Origin of the sequence: Streptomyces sp. NBC_01351, assembly GCF_036237315.1 — a bacterium.
In the GTDB taxonomy this organism is placed as follows: domain Bacteria; phylum Actinomycetota; class Actinomycetes; order Streptomycetales; family Streptomycetaceae; genus Streptomyces.
Genome location: NZ_CP108356.1, coordinates 4,366,048 through 4,391,388, shown reverse-complemented (window position 1 = coordinate 4,391,388; position 25,341 = coordinate 4,366,048). Strand labels below are relative to the sequence as shown.

Below are 25,341 nucleotides of genomic sequence, written 5' to 3'. Positions count from 1 at the left end.
TCGCTTCGCGGTCGACGTGGTGCGGACCTTCGCCGTGCGTGTCAGCGTGATCCGAGAGGAATCCGTACCCCCGCATGAAGAGGAGTCGCCGTCATGGACGGTAGGCAGGACAAGCGTCAGCAGCCGGGCAAGGGCCGTGAGGCGCAGGAACACCATCGCCCCGGAGACCCCGCGCAGCCCCAGCCGGGCAAGGCGTCCCGCGAGAAGGGACAGCAGCCCGGCCAGAAGGAGACCTCGCGCCGCCGCGAGGACGACCTTCTGCGCGAAGAGGACCTGCACGACGAGGGGCTTCTCTGACCAACGCACCACTCGCCCGTCGCGGTACTCCCGCCGCCCGCTCCGGCACCTGGCGGAAAACACCTGGTCAGAACGGCCACGGACCGCCGAGCGGGCGTACGGCGAACGCGCCGGGAGTACTTCGCGCACCTGGGGCATGACAGCGGATTTCAGGACTCGCGGCCGTGCGGCCGGTACCGGTGGTCCGGGGCCTTGTCGCCCTCCCGGTGTTCACGAGTCTGTCCGAGGTCACCGAGGGTGCGGAAGGGATCACTGCCGGCAGGAAGCGCGTCCGGCACGCTCATGCCTCAAGGGGATCCGCATATCGCTCATTTGGTCCTGATCGAGGACGCGCGGATGCCGCGGAAACGAACACGCCAAAGGGCCCGGCACACGTCACGTGTGCCGGGCCCTTTGGCGTGCTGTTCAGTTCAAGTGGTGGATGTCGTTGAGGGCCTGCACCGTGCCGGTGCCGTCCTCGTCGTACGTCACCGTCGACAGGGAGGCCGCTGCGACCTCCATGCGGAACAGGCTGTGCGGTGGGGCCTGGAGGGCGAGGCGGATCAGGGCCCGGACCGGTACGACGTGGGAGACGACCAGAACCGTGGCGCCGGCGTACCGGGCCAGGAGACCGTCCCGCACGGCCGCGACCCGGCGGGTGACCTGCTGCATGGTCTCGTCCGCGCCCGAGGGCGGGCTCTCGGGCGAGGCGAGCCATGCGCTCAGGTCGTCCGGGTAGCGTTCGCGGACTTCGGCGAAGGTCAGCCCCTCCCAGGCACCGAAGTCCGCTTCCCGCAGGTCCCGGTCGACCTGGACGCTCAGGCCCAGGCGATCGGCCACGGAGCGAGCGGTCTCGTGGCAGCGCCGCATCGGTGAAGTGACGACCGCCTCGATGCCGCCGCGGTGGGCGAGGGCGTCCGCCGCCGCCTGGGCTTGGCGGCGGCCGGCCGGTGAGAGTCCCGGGTTGGAGCCTCCGCTGCCGGAGAGCCGCCGCTGCGGGGTGAGCAGGGTTTCGCCGTGCCGCAGCAGTACGAGCGTCGTCACGTCACTCACTTCGCGGTCGTCGCGAAGTGGTCCCGTACGGCGTCGGTCTGCTTCTCCATGACGTCGATGATGCGCTCGACGATCTCCAGGTCGGCGTCGTCGGCGATGTCCAGGGTCCGCGACCAGTCGAAGAAGCTGCGGGTCGGGTCGTTGGTGATGGGGAACACGCGGATGGTGGCCTCGTACTTGGCGACCCCGCTGGTGGGGGCGACGGCCCGGTAGGACTGGGTCTTGTTGATCTCGTCGCGGGCGGCGATCTCCTGCTGGACGAGGCGGCCGTTGAGCGTGAGCTTGAAGTCGTAACGGGCCGGGACGGTGTCGACCGAGCCGCCCTCCACCCAGCTGACGTCCCGGTGGATGTCGAGGTCACCCGGGGACACGATGTCCAGGATCTGCATGGCGTCGCGGACGGTCGTCCACACCGTGTCCGGGTCGGCATCGAGGATGGTGGAGTGGTACATGGTGTGCTTGCGCTGGATCGGCACGGGGTGCTCCTTCTTCTTCTACTGGTTGACGCGGTCGGTCTTGGCGATGACGTGGTTCCCGAGGATCAGATAGTCGATCTCGGTGCCCATGAAGCAGTTCAGGGCGTCGGTGGGCGTGAGGACGATGGGTTCGCCGGCGACGTTGAACGAGGTGTTGATCAGGCAGGGCGTGTCGGTGAGTTCGATGAACTTCCGCAGCAGTGCCGTGAGCCGAGGGGTTCCCTCGTCCGTCAGGGTCTGGATGCGGGAGGTGCCGTCCACGTGTACGGCGCCGGGGATGCGGTCCTTGTACTCGTCGCGGACGGGGAAGACGAACGTCATGTACGGGGAACTGGTCTTGCGCCCCATGTCGAAGATCTTCGGCGCCTGCTCCTCGAGGACGAGGGGAGCGAACGGGCGGAACGGTTCGCGGTGCTTGACCCGCGTGTTGATGATGTCCTTGATGTCGTCGAAGCCGGGGTTCGCGAGGATGCTGCGGTGCCCCAGCGCGCGCGGCCCGTGCTCCATGCGGCCGTCGAACCAGCCGATGACGACCTTCTCCCTCAGCAGCTGCGCCACGTGCCCGATGACCTCGTCATCCTCCAGGCGCGAGACGACGACACGGTCGGTGAAGCCTTCGAGGGCCTCCTCGATCGCGGCTTCGTCGTACGCCGGGCCCAGATAGGGGGAGACCGGTGCGGAGGCGGCGCGGATGTCCTCGGGGCCGGTGTCGGGGTGGCCCAGCCAGGCGTGGGCCGCGGCTCCGATGGTGATGCCGGTGTCCGAGGCGCCGAAGCTGACCTGCATGTCCTCGAACCGGGAACCCTCGAACATCGGGGTGTTGTTCAGGCAGTTCAGGGCGACGCCGCCCTCGAACAACAGCCGGTCGAGATCCGTCCTCTTCTCCAGGTGACGGACCTGGTGGGCGGTGGCGACGTTCAGCATCTCCTGCGCGGCGGCGGCGACGCGGGACGTGTATTCGAGGGTGTCCTCGAACGGCCCGAAGTACTCCTCGAACAGGGCGTCGTGACTGTGGAGGTTGTCGGTCTGAAGGGGCTTGGTGAAGGTGTACCGGCCGTCGTCGTGGAGCCTCAGCAGGTTCTCGACGAACGGGTTCGGAGTCGGGGGCTCGGCGTATCCGGCCAGACCCATCACCTTGTACTCGTCGTTGTTCGGGACGAAGCCGAGGAAGCGGGTGATGGAGGAGAACAGGGTGCCGATGGAGTACTGGGCGCCGGTGACGGTGTCGTCGAAGACGGTGATCCGGCCCTCGCGGATCTCGCCCGTCAGGGTCGAGAAGCGTTCGGCGCGGCCGTCGCTCACGAGGAACGCGGCGTCCTTCATGCCGGCGAGGTAGTAGCCGGTCGTGGCGTGGGCCAAGTGGTGGGGAACGAAGCGGACCTTGGCCGGGTCCGGGCGGTGCCCGGTGCGGGCTTCGAAGTCCGCGAGGATCGCTTCGTGGCTGACGACCTGGTCGAACAGGTCGGCCATGTCGGCGATGAGGCGGGTCTTCGCGTCCTCCGGGATCGGCGAGCTGCTGATGCCGTCCCGGATCTCGTCCAGAACCTGGGCGGACCAGTTCCAGGGGAAGGCGAACAGGTCGACGTCGTCGAACGTGATCCCGGCTTCCTTCAGGCACCAGTCGATCGCGTTCGCGGGGAAGTCGGTGGTCTTCTTCTCCCGGTTGAGGCGCTCTTCCTCCACCGCGGCGACCAGGCGGCCGTCCACCAGGACTGCGGCCGCGGCGTCGTGGCCCAAGAGGTAGTGCTTGTTGATTCCGGTCGCACCGAAGCGTTCGGAGAAGAACTCCGACACCCGACTGAAACCATTACATCCGAGAACGATCACAGCATTCTTTCCTGTTATGGGACTACTTGACGATCAGCAGGTCGCGGAGCTGCTCCCCGGCCGCGGGTGCCTGGCACAGGCCCGCGCCGGTGAATCCGGCCGCGTACAGGAAGCGGCGGGTGGGGTCTTCGCCGATGAAGGCGGTGTTGGTGGGGCTGGCGTCGAAGTCGCCGGTCCACGCCCGGTGCAGGCCGATGCCGTCCAAGGCGGGGAACAGGGTGCCGAGATGGCCGGAGATCCGGCCGAGCCAGGCTTCGCGCGTTTCGCCGGCCTTGGGCGCACCCATGGCGAGGAGGATGCGGTCCTTCCATGAGCGGATCCGCAGGCCGGATGCGGCGTGCATCGTCATGGGCAACTCGCCGTGCGGCGAGGGCGGGACGTCGGTGAACAGCATCTCCATCGTGTGGGGCGTCATCGGCAGGTCGACCGATGCCATGGACGCCACCTCGCCGGACCAGGACCCGGCCGTGCACACGATGCCGTCCGCCTTGATGCTGCCCTGCGGGGTGTGGACGGTGTTGTCGTCGTCGATGCGCGTGACGGGCGTGTGGGTGAACAGGCGGGCGCCGTGGTTGCGGGCGGCGGCGGCGTACCCGCGGACGATGTCGAGGCCGTCCACGTGGTACGCCTCGGGAGACCAGGCGGCGGCCAGCACGGCGCCCTCGCTGATCAGCGGGTTGAGCTCGGCCGCTTCGCGGGCACTGATCAGGCCGACGTCGACGCCTGCGGCCTGCTGGGCCGGCCGGCCCGCCTCGAATTCGGCGATCTGCTGCTCGTCGGTGAACAGCACCATGAACCCGAGCCGCTTCAGGCCGAGGGAGACCCCGGTGTGGCGGGCGAAGTCGTGATAGGCGTTCAGGCTGCGCACGGCCATCTCCCCGGTGCGGGGCGCGCCGGGGAAGTAGGTGCGGACCATGCCCGCCGTGTGCGCGGACGACCCGCCGCCGAGGCTTCCGCGTTCCAGCAGAACGGTGTTCACGCCGGCTTCGGCGAGGTGGTAGGCGGCGGAGGTTCCGATCACTCCCCCGCCGATGACGACGGCGTCGGCGCGGTCAGGCAGGGCGCTCAAGGTCTTCCTTCTCCGGTGGTGTGGGGTTCGGGCGGCGGGGACGAGGGCCGGCGCCGCCGTCTCTTCGGCGGACTCCGGTCCGGACTCCGGTCCGGGCACGGCTAGGCGCCGGCGACGGCACCCTGCTGGCGCAGGTGGTCCCCGGTCTCCCACGGGTACAGCTGGAGGTTCCAGCCGCCGAGGCAGTTGATGTAGAGGGCCATCTGGCCGGCGACGGCGTAGAAGTCCTCACGGTCGAGGTCGTCCAGGACGGCGAGGAAGCGCTGGGTGAACGCCCACAGCTTCTCCAGGCCGCAGTAGCCCAGGAACTCGGCGGGGACGCCGACCAGAAGGCGGGTCATGTGCCGGAGGGAGTCCATGGGCATGCCCTGGACGGCGGCACGGACTATTCCGCCGTAGGCGGCGTAACCCAGCGGCCGGGTCTCGCCGTTGACGAACAGCAGGGTGGGGAGGACGGTGCCGAAGTTGCCGGCCCGGGAGGGGATGACGCCCTGGTGGAGGCCGTCCAGCTCGACCGGCGGTTCCAGCCAGATCCTCTCGGTCTCGGCGAGGATGTCGGCGATCAGGAGGGCGGCATCCGTGTTGCCGGCGTGCAGCATCGGGATGCTGTGGCCGCCCGGCTCGCCCGCGCGGCGGACTTCGGCGCGGATCTGCTTCTTCGTGGAGTAGACGGCGTCCCAGATCGCGGCCCCGGCTTCCAGCAGGGCGGGCATGTCCGCCTCACGGATCTGGCCGACGGGGGTGGCGGGCATCGGCTCGGTCAACTCGCCGTACTTGATGCCCAGGTGCTGCAGACCGGAGCAGAAGACGGTGCCGTTGGGGGCCACGCGCCGGTCCGGGATACGGGTGTCGTGGGGGGTGTGGAGCAGCGCGGGGATCGGCGCCACGTGGTAGAGGTGCTCACCCGCGATGAGGGCGTGTCCCTGGAGGCTCTGGTAGGGCAGGGACTCCCACAGCACGTCGGCGAGTGCCGGGTTTCGGTCGTCAAGGTCGGCGGTGACCGTGATGCCGAGGTCGGGCCAGGAGATCTCGATCTGACGGCCAGGCAGCTTCTCGGACAAGACTTATCCCGTTCGTTGGTTCGGCTTGTCCGAGGAGTACATCGCCAACGGGCCTGTTTCAGTCAGGCGTTGAAGACATGAAACCTTGATCGTCTTCAGATCGGTAGTTCGTGCGTTTCTACGGGAACCGCAGCTCAGGCGGGCTGCTATGCAGCGGCTTCGCGATCGGGACGAGCCGGTCGAGTCGGAACTCTGCGGCCTCACTCGGAGAAATCGACAGGGATTGCACCCGGTACCGTCCCTTCGGGACATGAACGCGGAGGACGTCCGACTCATTGACGTCGCTCCCGCCCATCGCGGAGTCCAGGAGCGTGTAACGGCCTTCGAGGGTCAGCTCGAAGAGGTCCTGCCAGTCCGTCGATCGGGCAGCGGCCTCCACCGCCTGCTCCAGCCTTCGTCGTCATCACCGGCCACCCATCGGACGAAGGTCATGACGTTCTCGACACAGGCGATGGGGAGGGGCTCACCTCCCAGCGTCAGGACGTCGCCATGACCGGGCAGAACGAGCCTTCCCGCCGAATCGGCCGCGGTCGCGTCCGCCTCGGTGCCGTCCCAGTCGGCCACGTACGCATCCGGGCACAGGGCATACAGGCCGAAGTCCGTTTCGAGCCACCGCACCGGCGGTCACCTCTTCTCGTGGCGCGTGGCGGCCCCGGACGCTCCGGGTGAGCGTCCGGGATTGCCCGGCCCATGGCGCAGGCGCAGGTCAGAAGCCCATCAACCACTTTGGCAAGGACGAAGGCCCGGGTCGGCGACCGTCTGGGCCAGTTCGCGCACCGTGGCCATATCGCTGAAGGGGAGCAGCTCCTCGCCGACGATCTGGTGCGGCTCGCTGCCCTTCCCCGCGATCAGGACCGTGTCGTCGGGACCCGCCTCGGACAGGGCGAAGGCGATCGCCTGACGCCGGTCGGCGTAGCGCCGGAAGGGGGTGCCGGTCGCCGTGAGGCCCGGGGAGACCTGGTCCAGGATGGCCTCGGGGTCCTCGTTGCGGGGGTTGTCCGAGGTCAGGACGCAGAGGTCGGAGTGGGTCCCGGCGATCCGGCCCATCTCGGCCCGTTTGGTGGTGTCGCGGTCCCCTCCGCAGCCGAAGACCGTGATCACCCGGCCGCGGGCGAAGTCCCGGATGGTGGTCAGGACCTTGTCCAGCGAGTCCGGCGAGTGGGCGTAGTCCACGATCACCGACGTGCCCAGCGGAGTCCGGAAGCGTTCCAGCCGGCCCGGGACCGGCGGCATCCGGTCGAGCGCGTCGACCAGCGGGCCCAGCTCGTGCCCCAGCACGTGACAGGCGGCCACGGTGGCCAGCGCGTTGGCCACCGAGAAGCGGCCGGGGACGGGGATCGAGGCCGGGTAGGCGCGTCCGTCGTGCCGGAGGGTGAACCGCGTGCCCGAGGCACTCACGACGAGGTCGGTGGCCCGGTAGTCGGCCGGGCGGTCCAGGGCGTACGTGGTCACGGCGCCCGGCATCATCGCCACGATGGACGCGCCCACCGGGTCGTCGGCGTTGACCACCGCGCGCCGGCACAGGCCCTGGAAGAGCCGCAGCTTGGCGTCCCGGTAGTCCGCCATCGTCCCGTGGTCGTCGAGATGGTCCTGCGTGAGGTTGGTGAAGACCCCGACGTCGATGAACGTACGGTCCACGCGGTGCGTCAGCAGCGCCATCGAGGTGGCCTCCAGCACCACGCCGGCGGCCCCGCGGTCGCGCATGTACCCCAGCAGGTACTGCAGGTCGGGGGATTCCGGCGTGGTCAGCACCGATGGCGGCATGGGGATCGGCTCGTCGCCGATCCTGCTTCCGGCGGTTCCGATCACCCCCACCCGGGAGCCCTCGGCGATCCGCAGGACGGACTCGACCATGTACGAGACGGAGGTCTTCCCGTTGGTGCCGGTGATCGCCACCATGTCCATCTGCCGCCCGGGCTCGCCGAAGTAGCGGGAGGTCACCACCGCGGCGGCCGTCCGCGTGTCGGGTACCCGGACGGCGCAGGTGCCCGGCGGCCATACCGCGGCCGGCAGGTCGGGTTCGCTGCCGTCGACGAGTACGGCGGCGGCGCCCCGGGCCAGGGCGGGCGGGACGGAGCCGGGGCCGCCTTCCCGGTGTCCGGGTACGGCGATGAAGAGCGAGCCCGGCGTCACCCGGTCGGCGTCGAAGGTCGTTCCCGCGGTGATCAGCGTCGTGTCCGGATCGCCCCGGAGGACGTGGTGCTCCTGCCCGGCCAGCAATGCGCTCAGCTTCACAATGATCCCTTCGAGGGGGCTCGGGCCCGGGCGTGCGGCCGTAGCCAGGCGGCAGCGCCGGCGGCATGCCGGGAAGCTGCTGTGGTGATGTGGAGCGGAGGAGCCGGCGGAACCCGAAGGAGCCCGGAGAAACCCGGACGGGCCGGAGGCGCGAAGCGCTAGCCGTGGCCGTGCAGGGCGGTACGGCGGGTCTCGGGCACCGCGGCGAAGGCCGTGCCGGCCGGGTCGACGACGGTCGGAACCCCGGCGGTCGGGCGCATCCCGGAGGCGGCCTGCTGCAGGCACTGCCTCGAGGAACATGTGCGACCCATGGGCCGAGTGTACGGCCCACCCAGCGGCCCGGGGATCGCCGCTGCGGGCACGTGAAGGCCGCCGGCCACCCTGCTGACGGCCGATCCGGACAGCGGGACGGCAGCGACGGGGGCGGGTGGCATCACGCGGGGACGGTGCGGTCGGACCGCCCCGCCTCACATTTCGTGGGCCTGCGTCGTCGGACTGTCGAGACGGTACGGAACCACCGCCGCCAGGCAGAACAAGGGGACCACGACATGGCCACACAGACGACGACCGCACCGAGCCGGATCACGTTCCCGCAGATCGCGATAGGCCTGCAGACCCTCGCCCTCCTCTTCCAGGCCGTCACCGCAGGAATGCTCCTCGACTCCTCCCTCGGCGCGACCCTCCACGACATCGGATCGAGAGTGATGTACGGCGCGTCCATGCTCTACGTGATCGCCACGATCCTCGCCTGGAAGCCCGGCGGCGGCTCGCCCCGCCCCATCCTCTACTCCACCGGCTTCCTCGTCCTCGCCTCCATACAGGTCGTCCTCGGCATCGCCCACATGCCCACCCTCCACGTCCCCCTCGGCATCGTCATGTTCGGCCTCAGCCTCGTCGCACTCGCCCAGATCCTCACCACCACCCGCGGCATCAGCCCACTGCGACGCACCCCGTGACGTTCAGGCGCCGTGCCCGTGCGGGCGCCGTACTTTCCGCCGCGGGAGGCCAGTTCCTTGATCACGACCGCCGTGCGCAACCCGGAGTAGCTGACGCGCATGGAGCGGGAGACCGTCGTGAGCCGGTGAATTGCCGGTCGCGGGTGCGTCGGCCTCTTCGGAGGCCGGCGGAGCGAACGTCTCAGCCCCACATGAGCGAGCGGCGACGCCCGCCTTGCGCCCGGATGAACGGACCGACGGCCCGGCGGGCTCCGGCTCCCGACTTCGGCCCCCGGCTCCGGCTCCCGGCTCCCGGCTCCCCCTTTCGGTAGAGGCGCGGATCCACCCTGCGGGTCATGCCCTCGGGAATTCGGGCGTAGATACTGGTCAACGTGGCACGTACCAGCCCTTTCCGGCGTTCCGTCCGCCCTCGCCCGGCTGCCGGAGAGGGCTCGGGCTCGGTCGTGCGCGGGATCGTGGAGACGGCTGCCGTGGGGCTCGCGGGGCTGTGTGTGTACGGCGCGCTCGGCCGTCTCGGGGATCTGCCGCACCCCGGGTTCCAGTTGCTGGTGTTCGCGGCCGGGGTCGGGCTGTTCCCGCTGCGCGGCCGGTTCCCGTCCGCCGTGCTGCCCGCGCTCGCCGCGCTCACCGGGCTCGTGCCCGCGCTCGGGCCGGTCACGGCGGCGACCGCCTACACCGTGGCGCGCCGCTCCGCTCGGGCGCGCCGGCGGACGCGGCTGCTCGCGGCGGCCGGCGGGCTCGTCACGGTGGTCGCGGCGGCGGCCGGGCCCCGGCTCGGGCCGGGATCGGCTTGGTACGGGCTCGCGGCCGGCCTGGTCCTCGCGGCGGCCGCCGTGATCGTCCCCGGCCTGGTGGGCACGGTACGGGGGCAGCAGCAGCGCCTGCTGCGGGCCCTGCGCGAGCGCGGCGACGCCGCGGAACGGTCCCGCCGGCTCGCCGACAGCGAGGCCCGCATCCACGAGCGCTCCCGCATCGCCGCCGAGATGCACGACCTGGTGGGCCACCGGCTCAGCCTCATCTCGCTCTACGCCGGCGGGCTGGAGCTGTCGCTGGAGCGGGCCGAGCCCGGGCTGCGCGAGGAGGCGGTCCTCGTACGGCGGACCACCCGGGACGCGATGCGGGAGCTGCGGCAGGCCCTCGGGGTGCTCGGGCCGCTCGGCCGGGACACCGGGTCCGAGGTGCTCACGGACGCCACCGGCACCCGGGCCGACATCGAGACGCTGGTGGCCGGATCCGGCGACGGGGGCATCGCCGTGGCGCTCGACTGGACGGGCCCGGACCTCGACGCCCGCCCGGCACGGGTGCGGCGGGCCGTGCACCGGGTCGTCCGGGAGGCCCTGACCAACGTGCACAAGTACGCCCCCTCGGCGCACGTCACCGTGACGGTCGCGCACGAGGACGAGGAGGTACGGGTGGCCGTGCGCAACGGCGCACCGCCCGGGCCGGCGGCGCCCGGGCCCGTGGCACCCGCGGGCGAGGAGGGCACCGGGCGCGGGCTCACCGGTCTCCGGGAGCGGGTCGAGCTGCTCGGCGGGACCTTCGACGCCGCCCCGCTGCCCTCCGGCGGGTTCCGGGTGGAGGCGGTCGTCCCGGCCGAGCCCGGCGACGCCCCCGCCCAGGTCTCCGCCCAGGTCTCCGCCCGGCTCTCCGCTCCGGAGGCCCCAGCCGGGTCCGGCGCGCCCGAGCGGCGGACGGCCGAGGTGCTGACGCTCGCCTGCGGGCTGGTGACCCTGTGCGTGCTGATGATCCTCGGGCTCGGCTTCGTGTACGCCGCCCACCCGACCGGCCACCGCGGACCGGCCCCGCTGCCCCGCGTCGGCGACACCTACCTGGACGTGACCGGGGCGGGAGTGTCGGACAACAAGGCGGTCCGGGCCGCGGCCACCGGCCACGAGCCGCCGCGCCCGGCCGGTGCGGTCGGCTGCGTCTATCCGTTCAACGGCGCCACCGAGACCCGCCCCGGCACCCTGACCATCGCCCGCTACTGCTTCGACGCCTCGCAACGCCTGATCGCCATCGACCGTTTCGACGTCCCGTCGGTCCGGGACGCCACGCCCTGGGAGACCCCGTGACCGAGCCCGCCCGCCCGATCCGTGTCCTGCTCGCCGACGACGAGACGATGATCCGCCACGGTGTCCGCCTGATCCTCCGGCACGCCGAGGACATCGACGTCGTCGCCGAGGCCGCCAACGGACGGGAGGCCGTCGACCTGGCCGCCGCCCACCACCCCGATGTGGCGCTCGTCGACATCCGGATGCCGGTGTGCGACGGCCTGAACGCCATCGCCCCGCTGCTCGCCCTCGATCCGGCGCCGCGCGTGGTGATGCTGACGACCTTCGGCGACGAGGACAACGTCGTCCGCGCGCTGCGGGAGGGCGCCGCCGGCTTCCTCCTGAAGGACGACGGCCCGCAGGAGCTGATCAGCGCCGTACGGGCGGCAGCCGCGGGCGACGCCGTGCTCTCACCCGGCGTCACCGGGGCGCTGATCACCCGGATGCTGCGGGGCGGTGACCCCGACGCCGCCGACGCCGCCCTCACGGACGAACGGATCGCCCGGCTCACCACCCGCGAGCGGGAGGTCCTCACGATGCTCGGCGCGGGACTGTCGAACCAGGACATCGCCGAGGGGCTCGGCATCGGGGTCGGCACGGTGAAGACGCACGTGCGGGGCGTTCTGGAGAAGACCGGTTCGGCGAGCCGGGTGCAGGCGGCGCTCCTCGCCCACCGCACGGGCCTCGCGCGCTGACGCTCCTCTGCCCAACGGTAGGGACCGCCCGCGGGGGCTCTCTCCGGGGGCAGAGGAAACCGGCCCGGGCCACCCCCTCCGGCAGAGCTCGACTCCAGCCCGCAGCACGATGTTTCCGCAGCTCAGGGCGGCAACGATGGTCCCCATGCCAGCACTCTCCCCCTCCTCCGCCTCCCCCTCCCCCACCGAACCCGCTGCCCGGGCCACGGGCCTGACGAAGGTGTACGGAAAGGGGGACACCCGGGTCACCGCCTTGGACGCGGTGTCCGTCGACTTCCCCCGGGGCCGGTTCACGGCGGTCATGGGCCCCTCCGGCTCCGGCAAGTCCACCCTGATGCACTGTCTGGCCGGGCTGGACCGGCCCACCGCCGGTTCGGCGCGCATCGGCGGCACCGAGCTGACCTCCCTCACGGAACGGCAACTCACCGCCCTGCGGCGGGACAAGGTGGGCTTCGTCTTCCAGGGCTTCAACCTGCTGCCCACCCTCACCGCGCTGGAGAACATCACCCTGCCACTGCGCATCGCCGGGCGCCGGCCCGACGCGAAGTGGCTGGAGGTGGTCGTCGCCACCGTCGGGCTGGCGGGCCGGCTGGGCCACCGGCCCGCCGAGCTGTCCGGCGGGCAACAGCAGCGGGTGGCGGTGGCCCGTGCGCTGGTCTCCCGGCCCGAGATCGTCTTCGCCGACGAGCCGACGGGGAACCTCGACTCGCGCTCCGGCGCCGAGATCCTCGGCTTCCTGCGCGATTCCGTACGGGAGTTGGGGCAGACGGTGGTGATGGTCACCCACGATCCGGCGGCCGCCGCACACGCGGACCGGGTGGTGTTCCTGGCCGACGGCCAGGTCGTCGACGAACTGCACGAGCCGACCTCCGGCGCCGTACTCGACCGAATGCTCCGCTTCGAAGCCCAGGACCGTACGCACTGAGCCGCGCCGGTCCGGGCCGTTACGCGCTGAGCCGCTTGGCGCCGGTCCGCGCCAGTCCGGACCGGACCAGACCGCGCCGGACCGCACCGCACCACGCCAGGCCGGTCCGCGCCGCGTCGCCAGACCGCGTCAAGCCACGCTGGTCAGGATCGCGCCGGTCCCGACCGGACCAGACCGCGCCGGACCGCACCGCACCACGCCAGGCCGGTCCGCGCCGCGTCGCCAGACCGCGTCAAGCCGCGCCGGTCAGGACCGCGCCGGTCCGCGCCATGCCGAGCCGGACCGGGCCGCACCGAGCCGGACCGCGTCAAGCCGCGCCGGACCGGGCCCTGCCAGACCAGGCCGGGCCGGGCCGGGGCCGGCGGCGCTGAGCCGCACCGCTGCGCGCTTGGCCCCGCCGGTGCCCGCTGACACCCGCCGGCGCGTCCCCGTACCCACCACCGCATCCCCGTACCGCCCGCCGCCCGCCCCTACTCGAAAGCCCCCCATGCTGCGAACAGCCCTGCGCAACGTCCTCGCGCACAAGGCCCGGCTGGCCATGACCGTTCTGGCCGTCTGCCTCGGTGTCGCGTTCGTCTCCGGCACCCTCGTCTTCGCGGACTCCTCCGCCGCCGCCCACCGCGCCGCCGCCTCGAAGAGCTTCGCGGACCTCGCGGTCACCGTGACCCCCCGCCACTCGCCGGCCGAGTCCGACGCCGAGCAGCGTACGAGCGTGCTCGACGACGCCCTCGTACGGAAGTTGGCCGAGGTGCCCGGAGTCGCCTCCGTCCGGCCCTCGGTCGACGGCTCCGCCACCCTGGCCGCCTCCGACGGGACCCCGCTGCGCTCCGGGAAGGCCTGGGCGAACCTGGCCGCCGCCTACGTGCCGGGCAAGGACGGCGGGGACAGCCGCCATCCGCTGGTCGAGGGCCGCGCGCCGGCCGCCGAGGACGAGGTCGCGGTGGACAGCGGCACCGCCGCCGCGGGGAGGTTCCGGATCGGCGACACGATCACCCTGGCCACCGACGGCGCGGCCATGAGGAAGCGGCTCGTCGGCACCGTCCGCACCGAGGACACCCGGGTGACCGCCGGCGGCACCCTCACCTTGTTCGACAAGGCCACCGCCCAGAAGCTGTTCGCGGCCCCGGGGCACTACACCGCCATCGATCTGGCCGCGGCGCCCGGCACCACCCAGGCCGAACTCGCCGGCCGGGTCACCGCGATGCTCCCCGCCGAGCGCGCCGAGGCCACCACCGCCGCCGCCCTAACCGCCCAACAGGCCGTCTACGTCGACACGTTGACCCGCGGCTACACCAAACTGCCGCTGGTCTTCGCCGGGGTCTCCCTCTTCATCGGCTCCTTCCTCATCGTCAACACCTTCACCATGCTCGTGACCCGGCGCACCCGCGAGATCGCGCTGCTGCGCGCGATCGGCGCCTCGCGCCGCCAGGTGGCCGGCTCCGTGCTGGCCGAAGCGGCCCTGATCGGCCTCTTCTCCTCGGCGGCCGGATTCCTGCTCGGCCTCGGCATCGCCTCCGCGCTGCCCCGGCTCCTGAGCACCGCGCAGGACACCCTGCCCGGCGGGCCGTTGGTGGTCGGCCCGCTCCCCGTCGTGGCCGCGCTCGCCGTCGGCGTCGGCGTCACCGTGCTCGCGGCGTGGCTGCCGTCCCGCCGGGCCGCGAAGGTCGCGCCCGTCGAGGCGATGCGCGGCGCCGAACAACCACCCTCCGCCGCCCGGTCCCGGATCCGCGGCGCGGTGGGGCTGGTGCTGCTCGTCCTGGGCTCCGGGCTGCTGGTGTCGCTCACCGGGGCCGAGGACGCCTCCGTGGAGAACCTGCAGAGCGCGATGCTCGCCTGCGGTGTCCTCGTCGTCGCCCTGATCGTGCTGGCGCCGCTGCTCGCCGGCCCGGTGATCGGCCTGACCGGCCGGCTGACCTCCCGTTTCGGCGTCGTCGGCCACCTCGCACGGGAGAACGCGCTCCGCGACCCGCGGCGTACCGCGGCCACCGCCGCCACCCTGATGATCAGCACGGCGCTGGTCGCCGGGCTCGCGGTGATCGGGAGCTCCACCGGTCGGGCCCTGGACCGCCAGGCCGCCGACGGCCTCGGCGCCGACTACGTGATCAGCACCGCCACCCCGACCACCGGCATCGACCCGGCCGCCGTGCGCCGGATCGGTGACACCGCCGGCGTGCGGACCGCCGCGGCCGTCGCGGACTCCACCCTGATCGTCGGCGGCCATGTCCGGCAGATCTCCGGGGTCGACCCGGACACCCTGGGCACGGTCATGAAGCTCGACTTCGTCAGTGGCTCCGCCAAGGACCTCGGGCCGGGCCGGATCGCCGTCTCCGCCACCGTCGCCCGCGAGCACGGTCTGAGCACGGGCGCGCAGATCGACGCGAGCATGGGCCGCGTGCAGGAACCGAAGCCGTACACCGTCGTCGGCGTCTACCGGGACAACCCGGTGGCCCACGACGCCCTCGGGGCCCGCGCCGAGGTGCAGGAGCACGGCTACCTGTCCGGCTCCGTCCAGCGGGTCCTCGTACGCACCGACGCCGGCGCCGCCTCCGAGCGGGCCGGGCTCGCGCTGCGCACGGCGGTGGGCGACAACCCGCTCGTCAGGGTCCAGGACCGGGCGGGCCTCGTCCACGAGGCGGCCGGCAGCCTGGGCGACCTGCTGACCCTGATGTACGGGCTGCTCGCCATCGGCGTCGTGATCAGCGCGCTGGGCATCGTGAACACCCTGGCCATGTCCGTGTCCGAGCGCACCCGGGAGATCGGGGTGCTCCGCGCCATCGGCATGGACCGCGCCGGGATCCGGCGGATGATCCGCCTGGAGTCCCTGACCGTGGCCGCCTTCGGCACCCTGCTGGGGCTGGCCGGCGGGGTCTTCGCCGCCTGGGCGGTCGGATCGCTGGCGGCGGGCGCGATGGAGCAGTACGAGCTCGTCGTCCCCTGGGGGACCCTGCTGCTCGTCTGCGCGTCCTCGCTCGCGGTGGGCGCGGCGGCGGCCGTCGTCCCGGCCCGCTCGGCGTCCGCGATGGGCCCGCTCCAGGCCGTCGCGAAGGCGTAGGGCGCGTCCGTGCCGGACCGGCCCCGACCCGACCCGACCCGGCACAGCCCGGCACGGCACAGCCCGGCACGGCCCGACCCCGGCACAGCCCGACCCCGGCCCGCCGCTCAGGGCTGCAAGTAGCCGAACCCCACCTCGAAGCGTTCGACCGTGATGATCCGCTGCCCCTCGCGCCGGGCGGATTCCGCCCGGATGGCGGCGGCGCGGTCCTCGCTCGCCAGCATGCTCTCCTCGTCCTCCCACAGGGTCAGCGACTTCGCCTTCCCCGAGGCCCGGTCGACGAGGTAGTAGGCGCCCCGGAAGCCGGGGGCGTCCCGGATCTGCTCGACGATCGCCTCCGAATTCGCCGCCAGATCCCCCTCCGCCGGGAGCGGGGATCCCTGGTAGGTGCTGAGCCTCGCGAACATCTACGGCGTCCTTCCTGGCCTGGCTGCCCGGCTGGGGACGGGCAGCTCCACGACCAGGGTGCTCCGGCTGTCCGCCCGGCGCATGCCGAGCGGACAATGGGGAGCGGGGGAACGCTGCCGCACAGGAGAGGCGGGACGTCGTGGTGTCGTACGTAGCCGTGACCGCCCTGAGCCACAGCGGACTGGTGCGCGATCACAACGAGGACAGCCTGGTCGTCGGCCCGTGGACGCTGTGCGGGACGGTGACCGAGAGCCCCCAGACCTTCCTGTTCCCGCTCGGCCGTCCGCTGGTCGTGGCGGTCGCCGACGGGCTCGGCGGGCAGCCGGCCGGCGAGGTGGCCAGTGCGCTCGTCGTACGGCAGCTCGCCTCGCTCGGCCCCTCCCTGGTCGGCGAGGAGAGCGTCGGTGACGCGCTGAAGCTGTGCAACGGCATGGTGTACTCGGCCGCCGACGGCCGGCCGGAGCTGACCGCCATGGGCACCACCGTGGCCGGCGCACTCCTCCTCGGGGAGTCGCTGCTGTCCTTCAACGTCGGCGACAGCCGGGTCTACCACGCCGACAAGGGCGGGCTGTGCCAGGTCAGCGTGGACGACAGCCCGCCCCCGGAGCCGGGCCACCGCACCACCTCGCTCGTCACACAGGTGCTCGGCGGCAGCCGCGCGTACAGCCCCGTGACCCCCCACATGGCGTCCTTCCCGCTCGCCGGGGACGACCGCTACCTGCTCTGCAGCGACGGGCTCACCGACCCGCTGCCCGACGAGGAGATCGACGGGCTGCTCCGGGTCCACGACGACGAGAAGGCCGCCTACGAGCTGTGGAAGGCCGCCATCGAGGCCGGCGGCCCCGACAACATCACCCTCGCGCTCGTCCGGATCAACGCGTAGAGGGGCTCAGAGCTGGTCCGTGAAGCGTTTCAGCGCCCGGGCGGCCGGCGGGGCCAGCAGGGGGCGCAGCGCCCCGTCCGCGAAGCGGACGCCCGGCAGGCGCAGGCCGCCGAAGAAGGCGAACCGCGTCCCCTCCCCCTCCGGTACGGCAGCCATCCCGCCGAGTACGAAGCGGCTCTGCATCAGGCACCAGCCCGGGCGCAGCACGACGTCGAAGCGCGCCCGCATGCCGAGCGGGCTGCGGGCCCGGGCTTCGAGGCGCTCGCCGCCGGCCGCCGCCACGGTGAAGGAACGGATGTCGGTGATCAGCATCGGCAGCTGCCGCTCCAGATCGGAGGCAAGGGCCCAGACCTGCTCGAAGGGGGCGTCGATCAGCTGCTCCGCGTAGCCCGTGCCGGGTGTGGTGCGGGCGATCACGCGGAGCCTGCGGACGGGGTCGAGTGCGGCGACCGGCCAGGAGTCCGTCAACGTCCCCACGCCTTCCGGAAGTTACGGCGGGCCCGGAACAGTCGGGTCCGCACGGTGGGTTCGGGTATGCCGAGGAGCGCGCCGACGGAGCGCTCGTCCAGCCCTTCGAGGTCGCGCAGGACAAGTACCGCCCGGTGCGCGGGAGTCAGCCGCTCCAGTACGTCGCGCACGTCGGCGGCGAGCTCCGGATCGTCCCGCGCGGGAACGTCGTCGAGCGGATCCGGGACCGTCCGGGCCGCCTTGCGCGCGATGCGGACGGCCTCCCGGACGGCGATCACCCGCGCCCAGCCGAACAGGGCGCCGGGCTCGCGCAGTTGGCCGAGACTGCGGAAGATCACGATCAGCGCCTCCTGGGTGGCGTCCGGGCCGTCTTGGAGGGCGATCGGGCCGCAGAGGCGGCCGATGTAGGGGGTCAGCAGGTCCAGCAGGTCCGAGGCGGCCATCCGGTCGCCGCGCTGGGCGGCCCGCACGAGCGCGGCGACCTCGGCCTTGGCCGCGTCGGCGACCTCGGCCGTGCCCCATGAGCTGCTCATCGCTTCCTCCTTGACGGTGCCTCGGGAGGAAGGAGGACCCGGACCGGCCGGACGTTCCCCGTGACCTACGTCACGGCGCTCACGGCGTCCCGGTGATGGTCTCCACCTTGCCGGTGTCGAGCGAGTAGTACGCGAGGCCGCCGGAGAACAGGGCGCGGCGGGCGGGTCCTGCACGGTCTGCACGGAACATGGGGCGTTCCCCCTCACACGGGTCGTTGGCGAGGGGGACTGTCCGGTGGGCGGCGGCGATCAGGCGGTGATCCGGCGGCAGGCGCGAGCGGACGCGGGACCCTTTACCACCGACAGCCCAGTTCATCCGACTTTCACACGCGGATTTTAATTATGAGCGGTGCGGAATTTCGCGGCTTCGGATTTCTGTGCCCGCCCCCCTCTCCGTGCTAGTGTGCTGACAGTCGCAATCGCGGCGCGAGAATAGTTACCTTGTATTTAACGCAGTGGCCATGAGCGCACTGCGTCGAAGGAGAATTCATATGGCATCTGGCACCGTGAAGTGGTTCAACGCGGAAAAGGGCTTCGGCTTCATCGAGCAGGAGGGTGGCGGCGCCGACGTGTTCGCCCACTACTCGAACATCGCCGCGTCCGGCTTCCGTGAGCTTCAGGAAGGCCAGAAGGTCACCTTCGACGTCACGCAGGGCCAGAAGGGCCCGCAGGCCGAGAACATCGTTCCCGCCTGAGCCACCTGTACGACGGGCCGGGGTCCGCACCGAAAGGTGCGGGCCCCGGCCCGTTTTGTGCTTCCCGTTCCCGCGAATCCCGCTAGAGTGCCTGGCCATGTCGATTCCTGATGAGCTGCTCATCGATGTCGCCGCCATGGTCGAGTCGGAGCAAACCAATCAGATGTCCCTGACCGTCGTGGTCCACGGCGCCGTCATCACCGGCCGGCTCGCACCGGAGCGCGTCTGGCGCCAGCGCGTCGCGGAAGTCCTGCGGGACTCCGACCAGCTGGGTCCGTTCGCCGAGATCTTCAGCACCCCCGGCGAGGCCGACCGCACCGGGTCTCCGCCCTCCCACCTGCACTTCCACGTGGCCCGCATCCTCCAGGGCACCCTGGGCATCCCGGAGACGGGCGGCATGTACCGGATCGCCGTCGCGGACGTCGGCGCCTGGACCGTGGGGGACTTCAGCTATTCCGATCATTGACCGCAGAATGTCCGCATGCGGATCTCGGTGCTGGGCCCCCTGGACGTACGGGGCGAAGACGGGGGCGGCATCGGGGTCGGGGGGACGCGACTGCGGGCCCTGTTGCCGGCGCCTTCCGGGGTCTTGAGGTGGAGGTCCGCCATCAGGAGGAGGTTCTCCTCGGCGGTGAGCAGCTTGTCCACCGCCGAGAACTGGCCGGTGACGCCGATGGCGGCGCGGACGGCGTGCGGTGCGGCGGCCAGGTCGTGTCCGGCGATCCGTACCCGGCCGGCGTCCGCCGCGATCAGAGTGGAGAGGATCTGCACGGTGGCGGTCTTCCCGGCGCCGTTCGGGCCGAGCAGCGAGAAGATCGTGCCCGCCGGGACGTGCAGGTCGATGGCGTCGAGGACGGTCTTGGTCCCGGACTTGTCCTGGTAGGCCTTGCGGAGCCCGGTGGCCTCGATGGCCGCCGGCCGGGTGGATGTCTCGGTCATGGTGTCCGCTCGTTTCGTCGTCGTCCCTCTTGACGACGTCACCGTCTCCGGGGGACCTGACATCCCCCGGAGCGAGCGCTGACAGATCGCCGACAGCCGCCGAGTCGGTGCGAGGCGGTGCGGCTACCGCTGACCGGCGAGGTCCTTCAGGGCCGTGTTCAGCTCCAGGACGTTGACCCTCGGCTCCCCCATGAAGCCCAGCGTGCGGCCCTCGGTGTGCTCGGCGACCAGCTTCTCGACCCGGGCCGGCGGGAGGTCGTTGCGTACGGCCACCCGGTGGGCCTGGAGCTCGGCGTAGGCCGGGGAGATGTGCGGGTCGAGGCCGGATCCGGAGGAGGTGACGGCGTCGGCCGGGACCTGCGCGGCCTCGGGGGTGTAGCCGGGGACGGTGTTGTCGGCCAGCACCTTGGCCTTGGCCTCGTTCACCGCCTTCACCAGGTCCGGGTTGTCGGCGGCCTTGTTGGAGGCGCCGGAGACCAGCAGCTCGTACTGGGTGTTGTTGGTGTTCTCACCGAGTCCTGCGGAGGGGCGGGGCTGGAAGAAGCGCGGGTCGTCCCCGTAGGTCTGACCGATGAGGGCGGAGCCGACGACCCGGCCGCTCTTGTCCGTGATCTCGGAGCCGTTGGCCTGCTGGGAGAAGGCGGCCTGGGCGATGCCGGTGACGGCGAGGGGGTAGAGGACCCCGCAGAGGACCGTGAGGACGAGCAGGGCGCGCAGGCCGGCGCCGAGCAACCGCGTGGTGTTTCCGAAGGAGTTGTTCATCGCAGATCAGCACGTTCCTAATTCAGGAGAGCCCGGGGATGAGGGAGATGAGCACGTCGATGAGCTTGATCCCGATGAACGGGGCGATCAGGCCGCCGAGTCCGTAGACCGTGAGGTTGCGGCGGAGCATCTTGTCGGCGCTGGTCGGCCGGTACCGGACGCCGCGCAGGGCGAGCGGTACGAGGGCGATGATCACCAGCGCGTTGAAGACGACGGCGGACAGGATCGCGGACTGCGGGGAGTGCAGGCCCATGATGTTGAGCTTGTCGAGGCCGGGGTGGACCACCGCGAACATGGCCGGGATGATCGCGAAGTACTTCGCGACGTCGTTGGCGATGGAGAAGGTGGTGAGGGCTCCCCGGGTGATGAGGAGCTGCTTGCCGATCTCGACGATCTCGATGAGTTTGGTGGGGTTGGAGTCCAGGTCCACCATGTTCCCGGCCTCCTTGGCGGCCGAGGTGCCCGTGTTCATGGCCACGCCGACGTCGGCCTGGGCGAGGGCGGGGGCGTCGTTGGTGCCGTCGCCGGTCATCGCGACGAGCTTCCCGCCGGCCTGCTCCCGCTTGATGAGGGCCATCTTGTCCTCGGGGGTGGCCTCGGCGAGGCAGTCGTCGACACCGGCCTCCTCCGCGATGGCCTTCGCGGTCAGCGGGTTGTCACCGGTGATCATGACCGTCTTGATGCCCATGCGGCGCAGCTCGTCGAACCGCTCGCGCATGCCCTCCTTGACCACGTCCTTGAGGTGGATGACGCCGAGGATGCGGGCGCCCTCGTCGTCCTTGACGGCGACCAGGAGCGGGGTGCCGCCGGCCTCGGAGATCGTGTCGGCAAGGGTGTCGGCGTCCTCGGCGACGGTGCCGCCCTGCTCCCTGACCCAGGTGATGACGGATCCGGCGGCGCCCTTGCGGGTCTGCCTGCCGTCGACGTCGACACCGGACATCCGGGTCTGGGCGGTGAAGGGGATCCATTCGGCGTGGGCGAGTTCGCCCTGGTGGCGCTCGCGCAGCCCGTACTTCTCCTTCGCCAGGACGACGATGGAACGGCCCTCGGGGGTCTCGTCCGCGAGGGAGGACAGCTGGGCGGCGTCCGCCAGCTCCGCCGCCGTGGTGCCCTTGACCGGTACGAACTCGGCGGCCTGGCGGTTGCCGAGGGTGATGGTGCCGGTCTTGTCGAGCAGCAGCGTCGAGACGTCTCCGGCGGCTTCCACGGCCCGGCCCGACATGGCGAGGACGTTGCGCTGGACCAGGCGGTCCATGCCGGCGATGCCGATGGCGGAGAGCAGCGCGCCGATGGTGGTGGGGATCAGGCAGACCAGCAGCGCGGCCAGCACGATCATCGACTGCTCGGCGCCCGCGTAGATCGCGAAGGGCTGGAGGGTGACGACGGCGAGCAGGAAGACGATCGTCAGCGAGGCGAGCAGGATGTTCAGCGCGATCTCGTTGGGGGTCTTCTGCCGTGACGCGCCCTCGACCAGGTTGATCATGCGGTCGATGAAGGTCTCGCCGGGCTTCGTCGTGATCTTGATGACGATCCGGTCGGACAGCACCTTGGTGCCACCCGTGACCGCGCTGCGGTCGCCGCCCGACTCCCGGATCACCGGGGCCGATTCGCCCGTGATCGCCGACTCGTCGACGGACGCGACGCCCTCGACGACGTCGCCGTCGCCCGGAATGACGTCGCCCGCCTCGCAGACCACCAGGTCGCCGATGCGCAGATCCGTACCCGGGACCTGCTCCTCGCCGGTGCCGTCCCTGGCCAGCCGTCGGGCGACCGTGTCGGTCTTGGCCTTGCGCAGGGTGTCGGCCTGGGCCTTGCCGCGGCCCTCGGCGACCGCCTCCGCGAGGTTCGCGAAGATCGTGGTCAGCCACAGCCACGCGGTGATCGCCCAGCCGAACCAATCCGTCGGGTCGGCGATCGCCAGCACGGTGGTCAGGACGGAACCGATCTCCACCACGAACATGACCGGCGACTTGACCATCACGCGCGGGTCGAGCTTGCGCACCGCGTCCGGGAAGGACCTGACCAGCTGCTTCGGGTCGAAGAGGCCCCCGCCGACCCGGCCCTGGCCGGGCTCCTCGTGGCCGGAGGGAGCGCCCTGGCGGGGCGCGCGAGTGGGGGTGATGGTGCTCATGAGGAGAGCCCTTCGGCAAGCGGTCCCAGCGCGAGGGCCGGGAAGTAGGTGAGACCGGTGACGATGAGGATCGTGCCGACGAGCAGGCCCGTGAACAGCGCCTTCTCGGTGCGGAGCGTGCCCGCCGTGACGGGGACGGGCGTCTGCTCGGCGAGCGAGCCGGCCAGCGCGAGGACGAAGACCATCGGCAGGAAGCGGCCGAGGAGCATCGCGATCGCGGTGGTCGTGTTGAACCACTGGGTGTCGGCGTTCAGGCCCGCGAAGGCCGAGCCGTTGTTGTTCCCGGCGGAGGTGTAGGCGTAGAGGACCTCCGAGAAGCCGTGCGCGCCACCGTTGGCCATCGAGTGGGCCGGTGTGGGCAGGGCCATGGCGAGCGCCGTGAAGCCGAGGACGATCGCCGGGGTGACGAGGATGTAGCAGGCCGCGAACTTGATCTCGCGGGTGCCGATCTTCTTGCCCAGGTACTCGGGGGTGCGGCCGACCATCAGGCCGGCGATGAACACCGCGATGATCGCCATGATCAGCATGCCGTAGAGGCCGGAACCGACACCGCCGGGAGCGATCTCGCCCAGCTGCATGCCCAGCAGCTGGATGCCGCCGCCGAGGCCGGTGTAGGAGGAGTGGAAGGAGTTGACGGAACCGGTGGAGGTGAGGGTGGTCGCGACCGAGAAGATCGCGGAGGCGCCGATCCCGAAGCGGGTCTCCTTGCCCTCCATGGCGCCGCCGGCTGCCTGGAGCGCGGGGCCGTGGTGGGCGAACTCCGTCCACATCATCAGGGCGGTGAAGCCGAGCCAGATGGTGGCCATCGTGGCGAGGATCGCGTAGCCCTGCTTGACGGAGCCGACCATGCGGCCGAAGGTGCGGGTCAGCGAGAAGGGGATCAGCAGGATCAGGAAGATCTGGAAGAGGTTCGAAAAGGGGGTCGGGTTCTCGAAGGGGTGGGCGGAGTTGGCGTTGAAGTAGGCGCCGCCGTTGGTGCCCAGTTCCTTGATGACCTCCTGCGAGGCGACGGCTCCGCCGTTCCACTGCTGCTGCCCGCCGGCGAACTGCCCCACCTCGTGGATCCCGGCGAAGTTCTGGACGACCCCGCACGCCACGAGGACGAGCGCGCCGACGACGGCCAGGGGCAGCAGGATGCGGAAGGTGCCGCGCACCACGTCCGTCCAGAAGTTGCCCAGTTCGCCGATGCGGGAGCCCGCGAAGCCGCGCACGAGGGCCACCGCGACGGCCATGCCGACCGCGGCCGAGACGAAGTTCTGCACCGCCAGGCCACCCGTCTGCACGACGTGGCCCATGGTCTGCTCACCGGCGTACGACTGCCAGTTGGTGTTGGCCACGAAGGAGACGGCGGTGTTGAAGGCCTGGTCCGGCTTGACGGAGGCGAAGCCGAGGGAGCCGGGCAGGATGCCCTGCACGCGCTGGAGCAGGTAGAGGAAGAGGACGCCCGCCGCGGAGAAGGCGAGGACGCTCCTCAGGTACGCCGGCCAGCGCATCTCGGCGTCGGGGTTGGCGCCGATCGCCTTGTAGATCCACTTCTCGGGTGCGCAGTGCTTCTTCGAGGAGTAGACGCGGGCCATGTACTCGCCCAGCGGGCGGTGGGCGAGGGCCAGTGCCGCGACCAGCGCGAGCAGCTGGAGCACCCCGGCAAGAACGGGACTCATCGGGGCTCAGAACCTCTCCGGGTACACGAGGGCGAGAACGAGATAGCCCAGGAGGGAGAAGGCGACCAGCAGACCGACGACGCTTTCGGCGCTCACAGCTTGGCCACCCCCTTGGCGACGAGGGCCACCAGCGCGAACAGCGCGATCGTGGTGACGACGAAGGCCAGGTCGGCCATCGTGAGCTCCCGGAGGTGCGAGGGATGAAAATCGGACAACTCCGAGTGGACCCCCTTTTCCGGCCCTCACAGCTCTCCTTGACGGGCCCCATACGCCCGCGCACCCGCCCTTGACGGCTCTCTAACGCCGATCGCCAAACTTTCACATGTCGGAAATCAAATTCCGCGATGCGACAAGTTACGCTCGCGTTCGTCCGTCACGATCAAGAGCTTCAGGAGGAAGACCCATGGCCGAGAGCCGCGTCGCACTGATCACCGGTTCCTCGTCCGGAATCGGTGCCTCCATCGCTCGCCGGCTGAGCGCGGAGGGCATCCGCGTCGTCGTCAACTCCGCCCGCAGCGAGAGCGCCGGACGGGCACTGGCCGCGGAGCTCCCCGGGGCGGTCTACGTACAGGGCGACGTGGCCGACGCGGCGGACGCCCGGCGGATCGTGGAGAGCGCCGCCGAGGCCCACGGCCGGCTGGACATCCTCGTCAACAACGCGGGCGTCACCCGGTTCATCCCGCTGGACGACCTGGAGGCCGCGGACGCCGACGCCTGGCGCGAGATCTTCGACGTCAACGTCATCGGCGCCTGGCAGATGATCACCGCCGCCGCCCCCCACCTGCGCAAGTCCGAGTCGGCCTCGATCGTCAACATCTCCTCCGTCTCCGCCACCCGCGCCCTCGGAAGCTCCGTCCCGTACGCCGTCAGCAAGGCCGCGGTCAACCACATGACCCGCCTGCTCGCCTCCCAGCTCGGACCCGCCATCCGCGTCAACGCCGTGGCCCCCGGCCTCATCGACACCCCCTGGTACGAGGACGCCGCTCAGGTCTGGGAGAGCTCGCGGGACTGGATCACCGAGAACACCCCGCTGCGCCGCGTCGGCACCCCCGACGACGTCGCCGAGGCCGCCCTCTACCTGGTCAACGCCGCGTACACGACGGGCGATGTCCTCACCGTCGACGGCGGACGCCACATCGTCTGATTCCCCGGGGCGTCCCGTGGTGTGGACACTGCACCGTGTCC

At 71.3% G+C, this 25,341-nt stretch carries 27 protein-coding genes and 1 pseudogene; 10 read left to right on the top strand and 18 right to left on the bottom strand.

Going from position 1 to position 25,341, the window contains the following annotated elements:
- The first annotated feature begins 93 nt into the window (after positions 1–93).
- The gene (locus OG625_RS20175) at positions 94–297 is read left to right on the top strand and encodes a hypothetical protein (RefSeq protein ID WP_329382827.1); all 204 of its coding nucleotides are present in this window, start codon (positions 94–96) and stop codon (positions 295–297) included.
- Positions 298–446: 149 nt separating this feature from the next.
- On the opposite strand, the gene OG625_RS20170 is transcribed toward OG625_RS20175, so the two are convergent.
- The 9 genes from OG625_RS20170 to OG625_RS20130 form a co-directional block, all read right to left on the bottom strand.
- Entirely contained in the window at positions 447–581 is a 135-nt protein-coding gene (locus OG625_RS20170; protein WP_329382824.1) for a hypothetical protein, read from the bottom strand.
- A 121-nt stretch (positions 582–702) separates the two neighbouring features.
- The gene (locus OG625_RS20165; RefSeq protein ID WP_443067741.1) at positions 703–1,320 is read right to left on the bottom strand and encodes a histidine phosphatase family protein; all 618 of its coding nucleotides are present in this window, start codon (positions 1,318–1,320) and stop codon (positions 703–705) included.
- A 5-nt stretch (positions 1,321–1,325) separates the two neighbouring features.
- Positions 1,326–1,805, bottom strand: coding sequence for an SRPBCC family protein (locus tag OG625_RS20160; protein ID WP_329382821.1), 480 nt, complete (start codon positions 1,803–1,805; stop codon positions 1,326–1,328).
- Positions 1,806–1,823: 18 nt separating this feature from the next.
- A complete protein-coding gene (locus tag OG625_RS20155; protein WP_329382818.1) occupies positions 1,824–3,599 on the bottom strand; it encodes a carbamoyltransferase family protein in 1,776 nt (591 codons plus the stop codon).
- A gap of 55 nt (positions 3,600–3,654) precedes the next feature.
- Complete coding sequence (locus OG625_RS20150; RefSeq protein ID WP_329382815.1) at positions 3,655–4,701, bottom strand: NAD(P)/FAD-dependent oxidoreductase; 1,047 nt, start codon at positions 4,699–4,701, stop codon at positions 3,655–3,657.
- Positions 4,702–4,802: 101 nt separating this feature from the next.
- Complete coding sequence (locus OG625_RS20145; protein WP_329382811.1) at positions 4,803–5,762, bottom strand: hypothetical protein; 960 nt, start codon at positions 5,760–5,762, stop codon at positions 4,803–4,805.
- A 330-nt stretch (positions 5,763–6,092) separates the two neighbouring features.
- Positions 6,093–6,380, bottom strand: a complete 288-nt coding sequence (locus OG625_RS20140; RefSeq protein WP_329382808.1) for a hypothetical protein — start codon at positions 6,378–6,380, stop codon at positions 6,093–6,095.
- 99 nt (positions 6,381–6,479) lie between these two features.
- Entirely contained in the window at positions 6,480–7,997 is a 1,518-nt protein-coding gene (locus tag OG625_RS20135) for a UDP-N-acetylmuramoyl-L-alanyl-D-glutamate--2,6-diaminopimelate ligase (RefSeq protein WP_329382804.1), read from the bottom strand.
- Positions 7,998–8,155: 158 nt separating this feature from the next.
- Positions 8,156–8,308: a hypothetical protein gene (locus OG625_RS20130; protein WP_329382801.1), complete on the bottom strand. Its 153-nt coding sequence runs from the start codon at positions 8,306–8,308 to the stop codon at positions 8,156–8,158.
- A gap of 237 nt (positions 8,309–8,545) precedes the next feature.
- On the opposite strand from OG625_RS20130, the gene OG625_RS20125 reads away from it, so the two are divergent.
- From OG625_RS20125 to OG625_RS20105, 5 genes are all read left to right on the top strand, one after another.
- Positions 8,546–8,953: a hypothetical protein gene (locus OG625_RS20125; RefSeq protein ID WP_329382798.1), complete on the top strand. Its 408-nt coding sequence runs from the start codon at positions 8,546–8,548 to the stop codon at positions 8,951–8,953.
- Between the two features lie 371 nt (positions 8,954–9,324).
- Complete coding sequence (locus OG625_RS20120) at positions 9,325–11,025, top strand: sensor histidine kinase (RefSeq protein ID WP_329382795.1); 1,701 nt, start codon at positions 9,325–9,327, stop codon at positions 11,023–11,025.
- Positions 11,022–11,699 (top strand): response regulator transcription factor, encoded by a 678-nt coding sequence (locus OG625_RS20115; protein WP_329382791.1) that lies wholly within the window; start codon positions 11,022–11,024, stop codon positions 11,697–11,699. Before OG625_RS20120 ends, OG625_RS20115 begins: the two co-directional genes overlap by 4 nt.
- A 145-nt stretch (positions 11,700–11,844) precedes the next feature.
- Positions 11,845–12,624: an ABC transporter ATP-binding protein gene (locus OG625_RS20110; RefSeq protein WP_329382790.1), complete on the top strand. Its 780-nt coding sequence runs from the start codon at positions 11,845–11,847 to the stop codon at positions 12,622–12,624.
- A gap of 487 nt (positions 12,625–13,111) precedes the next feature.
- A complete protein-coding gene (locus OG625_RS20105) occupies positions 13,112–15,676 on the top strand; it encodes an ABC transporter permease (RefSeq protein WP_329382786.1) in 2,565 nt (854 codons plus the stop codon).
- 107 nt (positions 15,677–15,783) lie between these two features.
- Here the strand turns inward: OG625_RS20105 and OG625_RS20100 are convergent, their stop codons facing one another.
- Entirely contained in the window at positions 15,784–16,083 is a 300-nt protein-coding gene (locus tag OG625_RS20100) for a hypothetical protein (RefSeq protein WP_329382783.1), read from the bottom strand.
- A gap of 143 nt (positions 16,084–16,226) precedes the next feature.
- Here OG625_RS20100 and OG625_RS20095 point away from each other — a divergent pair, with 143 nt between their 5' ends.
- The gene (locus OG625_RS20095; protein ID WP_329390803.1) at positions 16,227–16,967 is read left to right on the top strand and encodes a PP2C family protein-serine/threonine phosphatase; all 741 of its coding nucleotides are present in this window, start codon (positions 16,227–16,229) and stop codon (positions 16,965–16,967) included.
- A 6-nt stretch (positions 16,968–16,973) separates the two neighbouring features.
- Here OG625_RS20095 and OG625_RS20090 read toward each other — a convergent pair whose 3' ends face one another.
- Together OG625_RS20090 and OG625_RS20085 are read right to left on the bottom strand one after the other, a co-directional pair.
- Entirely contained in the window at positions 16,974–17,444 is a 471-nt protein-coding gene (locus OG625_RS20090) for a hypothetical protein (protein WP_329382780.1), read from the bottom strand.
- On the bottom strand, positions 17,432–17,968 hold the full coding sequence (locus OG625_RS20085) for an RNA polymerase sigma factor (protein ID WP_329382777.1): 537 nt from the start codon (positions 17,966–17,968) through the stop codon (positions 17,432–17,434). The genes OG625_RS20090 and OG625_RS20085 overlap by 13 nt, the downstream gene beginning before the upstream one ends.
- Before the next feature lie 491 nt (positions 17,969–18,459).
- Between OG625_RS20085 and OG625_RS20080 the strand changes: the two genes are divergently transcribed.
- Positions 18,460–18,663, top strand: a complete 204-nt coding sequence (locus tag OG625_RS20080) for a cold-shock protein (protein WP_073917174.1) — start codon at positions 18,460–18,462, stop codon at positions 18,661–18,663.
- Between the two features lie 97 nt (positions 18,664–18,760).
- A complete protein-coding gene (locus tag OG625_RS20075) occupies positions 18,761–19,129 on the top strand; it encodes a hypothetical protein (protein WP_329382773.1) in 369 nt (122 codons plus the stop codon).
- 110 nt (positions 19,130–19,239) lie between these two features.
- Here the strand turns inward: OG625_RS20075 and OG625_RS20070 are convergent.
- The 6 genes and pseudogenes from OG625_RS20070 to OG625_RS20045 form a co-directional block, all read right to left on the bottom strand.
- Positions 19,240–19,602 (bottom strand): annotated as a pseudogene (locus tag OG625_RS20070) (ATP-binding cassette domain-containing protein); the annotation flags it as partial.
- A 123-nt stretch (positions 19,603–19,725) separates the two neighbouring features.
- On the bottom strand, positions 19,726–20,364 hold the full coding sequence (kdpC, locus tag OG625_RS20065; RefSeq protein ID WP_329382771.1) for a potassium-transporting ATPase subunit KdpC: 639 nt from the start codon (positions 20,362–20,364) through the stop codon (positions 19,726–19,728).
- 22 nt (positions 20,365–20,386) lie between these two features.
- On the bottom strand, positions 20,387–22,495 hold the full coding sequence (gene kdpB, locus OG625_RS20060) for a potassium-transporting ATPase subunit KdpB (RefSeq protein WP_329382769.1): 2,109 nt from the start codon (positions 22,493–22,495) through the stop codon (positions 20,387–20,389).
- On the bottom strand, positions 22,492–24,156 hold the full coding sequence (kdpA, locus tag OG625_RS20055) for a potassium-transporting ATPase subunit KdpA (RefSeq protein ID WP_329382766.1): 1,665 nt from the start codon (positions 24,154–24,156) through the stop codon (positions 22,492–22,494). The genes kdpB and kdpA overlap by 4 nt, the downstream gene beginning before the upstream one ends.
- A gap of 6 nt (positions 24,157–24,162) precedes the next feature.
- Entirely contained in the window at positions 24,163–24,252 is a 90-nt protein-coding gene (gene kdpF, locus OG625_RS20050) for a K(+)-transporting ATPase subunit F (protein ID WP_329382763.1), read from the bottom strand.
- Positions 24,249–24,371: a hypothetical protein gene (locus OG625_RS20045; RefSeq protein WP_329382760.1), complete on the bottom strand. Its 123-nt coding sequence runs from the start codon at positions 24,369–24,371 to the stop codon at positions 24,249–24,251. Before OG625_RS20045 ends, kdpF begins: the two co-directional genes overlap by 4 nt.
- 188 nt (positions 24,372–24,559) lie before the next feature.
- On the opposite strand from OG625_RS20045, the gene OG625_RS20040 reads away from it, so the two are divergent.
- Positions 24,560–25,300, top strand: coding sequence for an SDR family NAD(P)-dependent oxidoreductase (locus tag OG625_RS20040; RefSeq protein ID WP_329382758.1), 741 nt, complete (start codon positions 24,560–24,562; stop codon positions 25,298–25,300).
- Positions 25,301–25,341 lie beyond the last annotated feature (41 nt).

Coding starts and splice junctions, on each gene's coding strand:
- OG625_RS20175 (WP_329382827.1), top strand. CDS start 94: ATGGACGGTAGGCAGGACAAGCGTCAGCAGCCGGGCAAGGGCCGTGAG.
- OG625_RS20170 (WP_329382824.1), bottom strand. CDS start 581: ATGAGCGTGCCGGACGCGCTTCCTGCCGGCAGTGATCCCTTCCGCACC.
- OG625_RS20130 (WP_329382801.1), bottom strand. CDS start 8,308: ATGGGTCGCACATGTTCCTCGAGGCAGTGCCTGCAGCAGGCCGCCTCC.
- OG625_RS20125 (WP_329382798.1), top strand. CDS start 8,546: ATGGCCACACAGACGACGACCGCACCGAGCCGGATCACGTTCCCGCAG.
- OG625_RS20110 (WP_329382790.1), top strand. CDS start 11,845: ATGCCAGCACTCTCCCCCTCCTCCGCCTCCCCCTCCCCCACCGAACCC.
- OG625_RS20105 (WP_329382786.1), top strand. CDS start 13,112: ATGCTGCGAACAGCCCTGCGCAACGTCCTCGCGCACAAGGCCCGGCTG.
- OG625_RS20100 (WP_329382783.1), bottom strand. CDS start 16,083: ATGTTCGCGAGGCTCAGCACCTACCAGGGATCCCCGCTCCCGGCGGAG.
- OG625_RS20085 (WP_329382777.1), bottom strand. CDS start 17,968: ATGAGCAGCTCATGGGGCACGGCCGAGGTCGCCGACGCGGCCAAGGCC.
- OG625_RS20080 (WP_073917174.1), top strand. CDS start 18,460: ATGGCATCTGGCACCGTGAAGTGGTTCAACGCGGAAAAGGGCTTCGGC.
- OG625_RS20075 (WP_329382773.1), top strand. CDS start 18,761: ATGTCGATTCCTGATGAGCTGCTCATCGATGTCGCCGCCATGGTCGAG.
- kdpC (WP_329382771.1), bottom strand. CDS start 20,364: ATGAACAACTCCTTCGGAAACACCACGCGGTTGCTCGGCGCCGGCCTG.
- kdpB (WP_329382769.1), bottom strand. CDS start 22,495: ATGAGCACCATCACCCCCACTCGCGCGCCCCGCCAGGGCGCTCCCTCC.
- kdpA (WP_329382766.1), bottom strand. CDS start 24,156: ATGAGTCCCGTTCTTGCCGGGGTGCTCCAGCTGCTCGCGCTGGTCGCG.
- OG625_RS20040 (WP_329382758.1), top strand. CDS start 24,560: ATGGCCGAGAGCCGCGTCGCACTGATCACCGGTTCCTCGTCCGGAATC.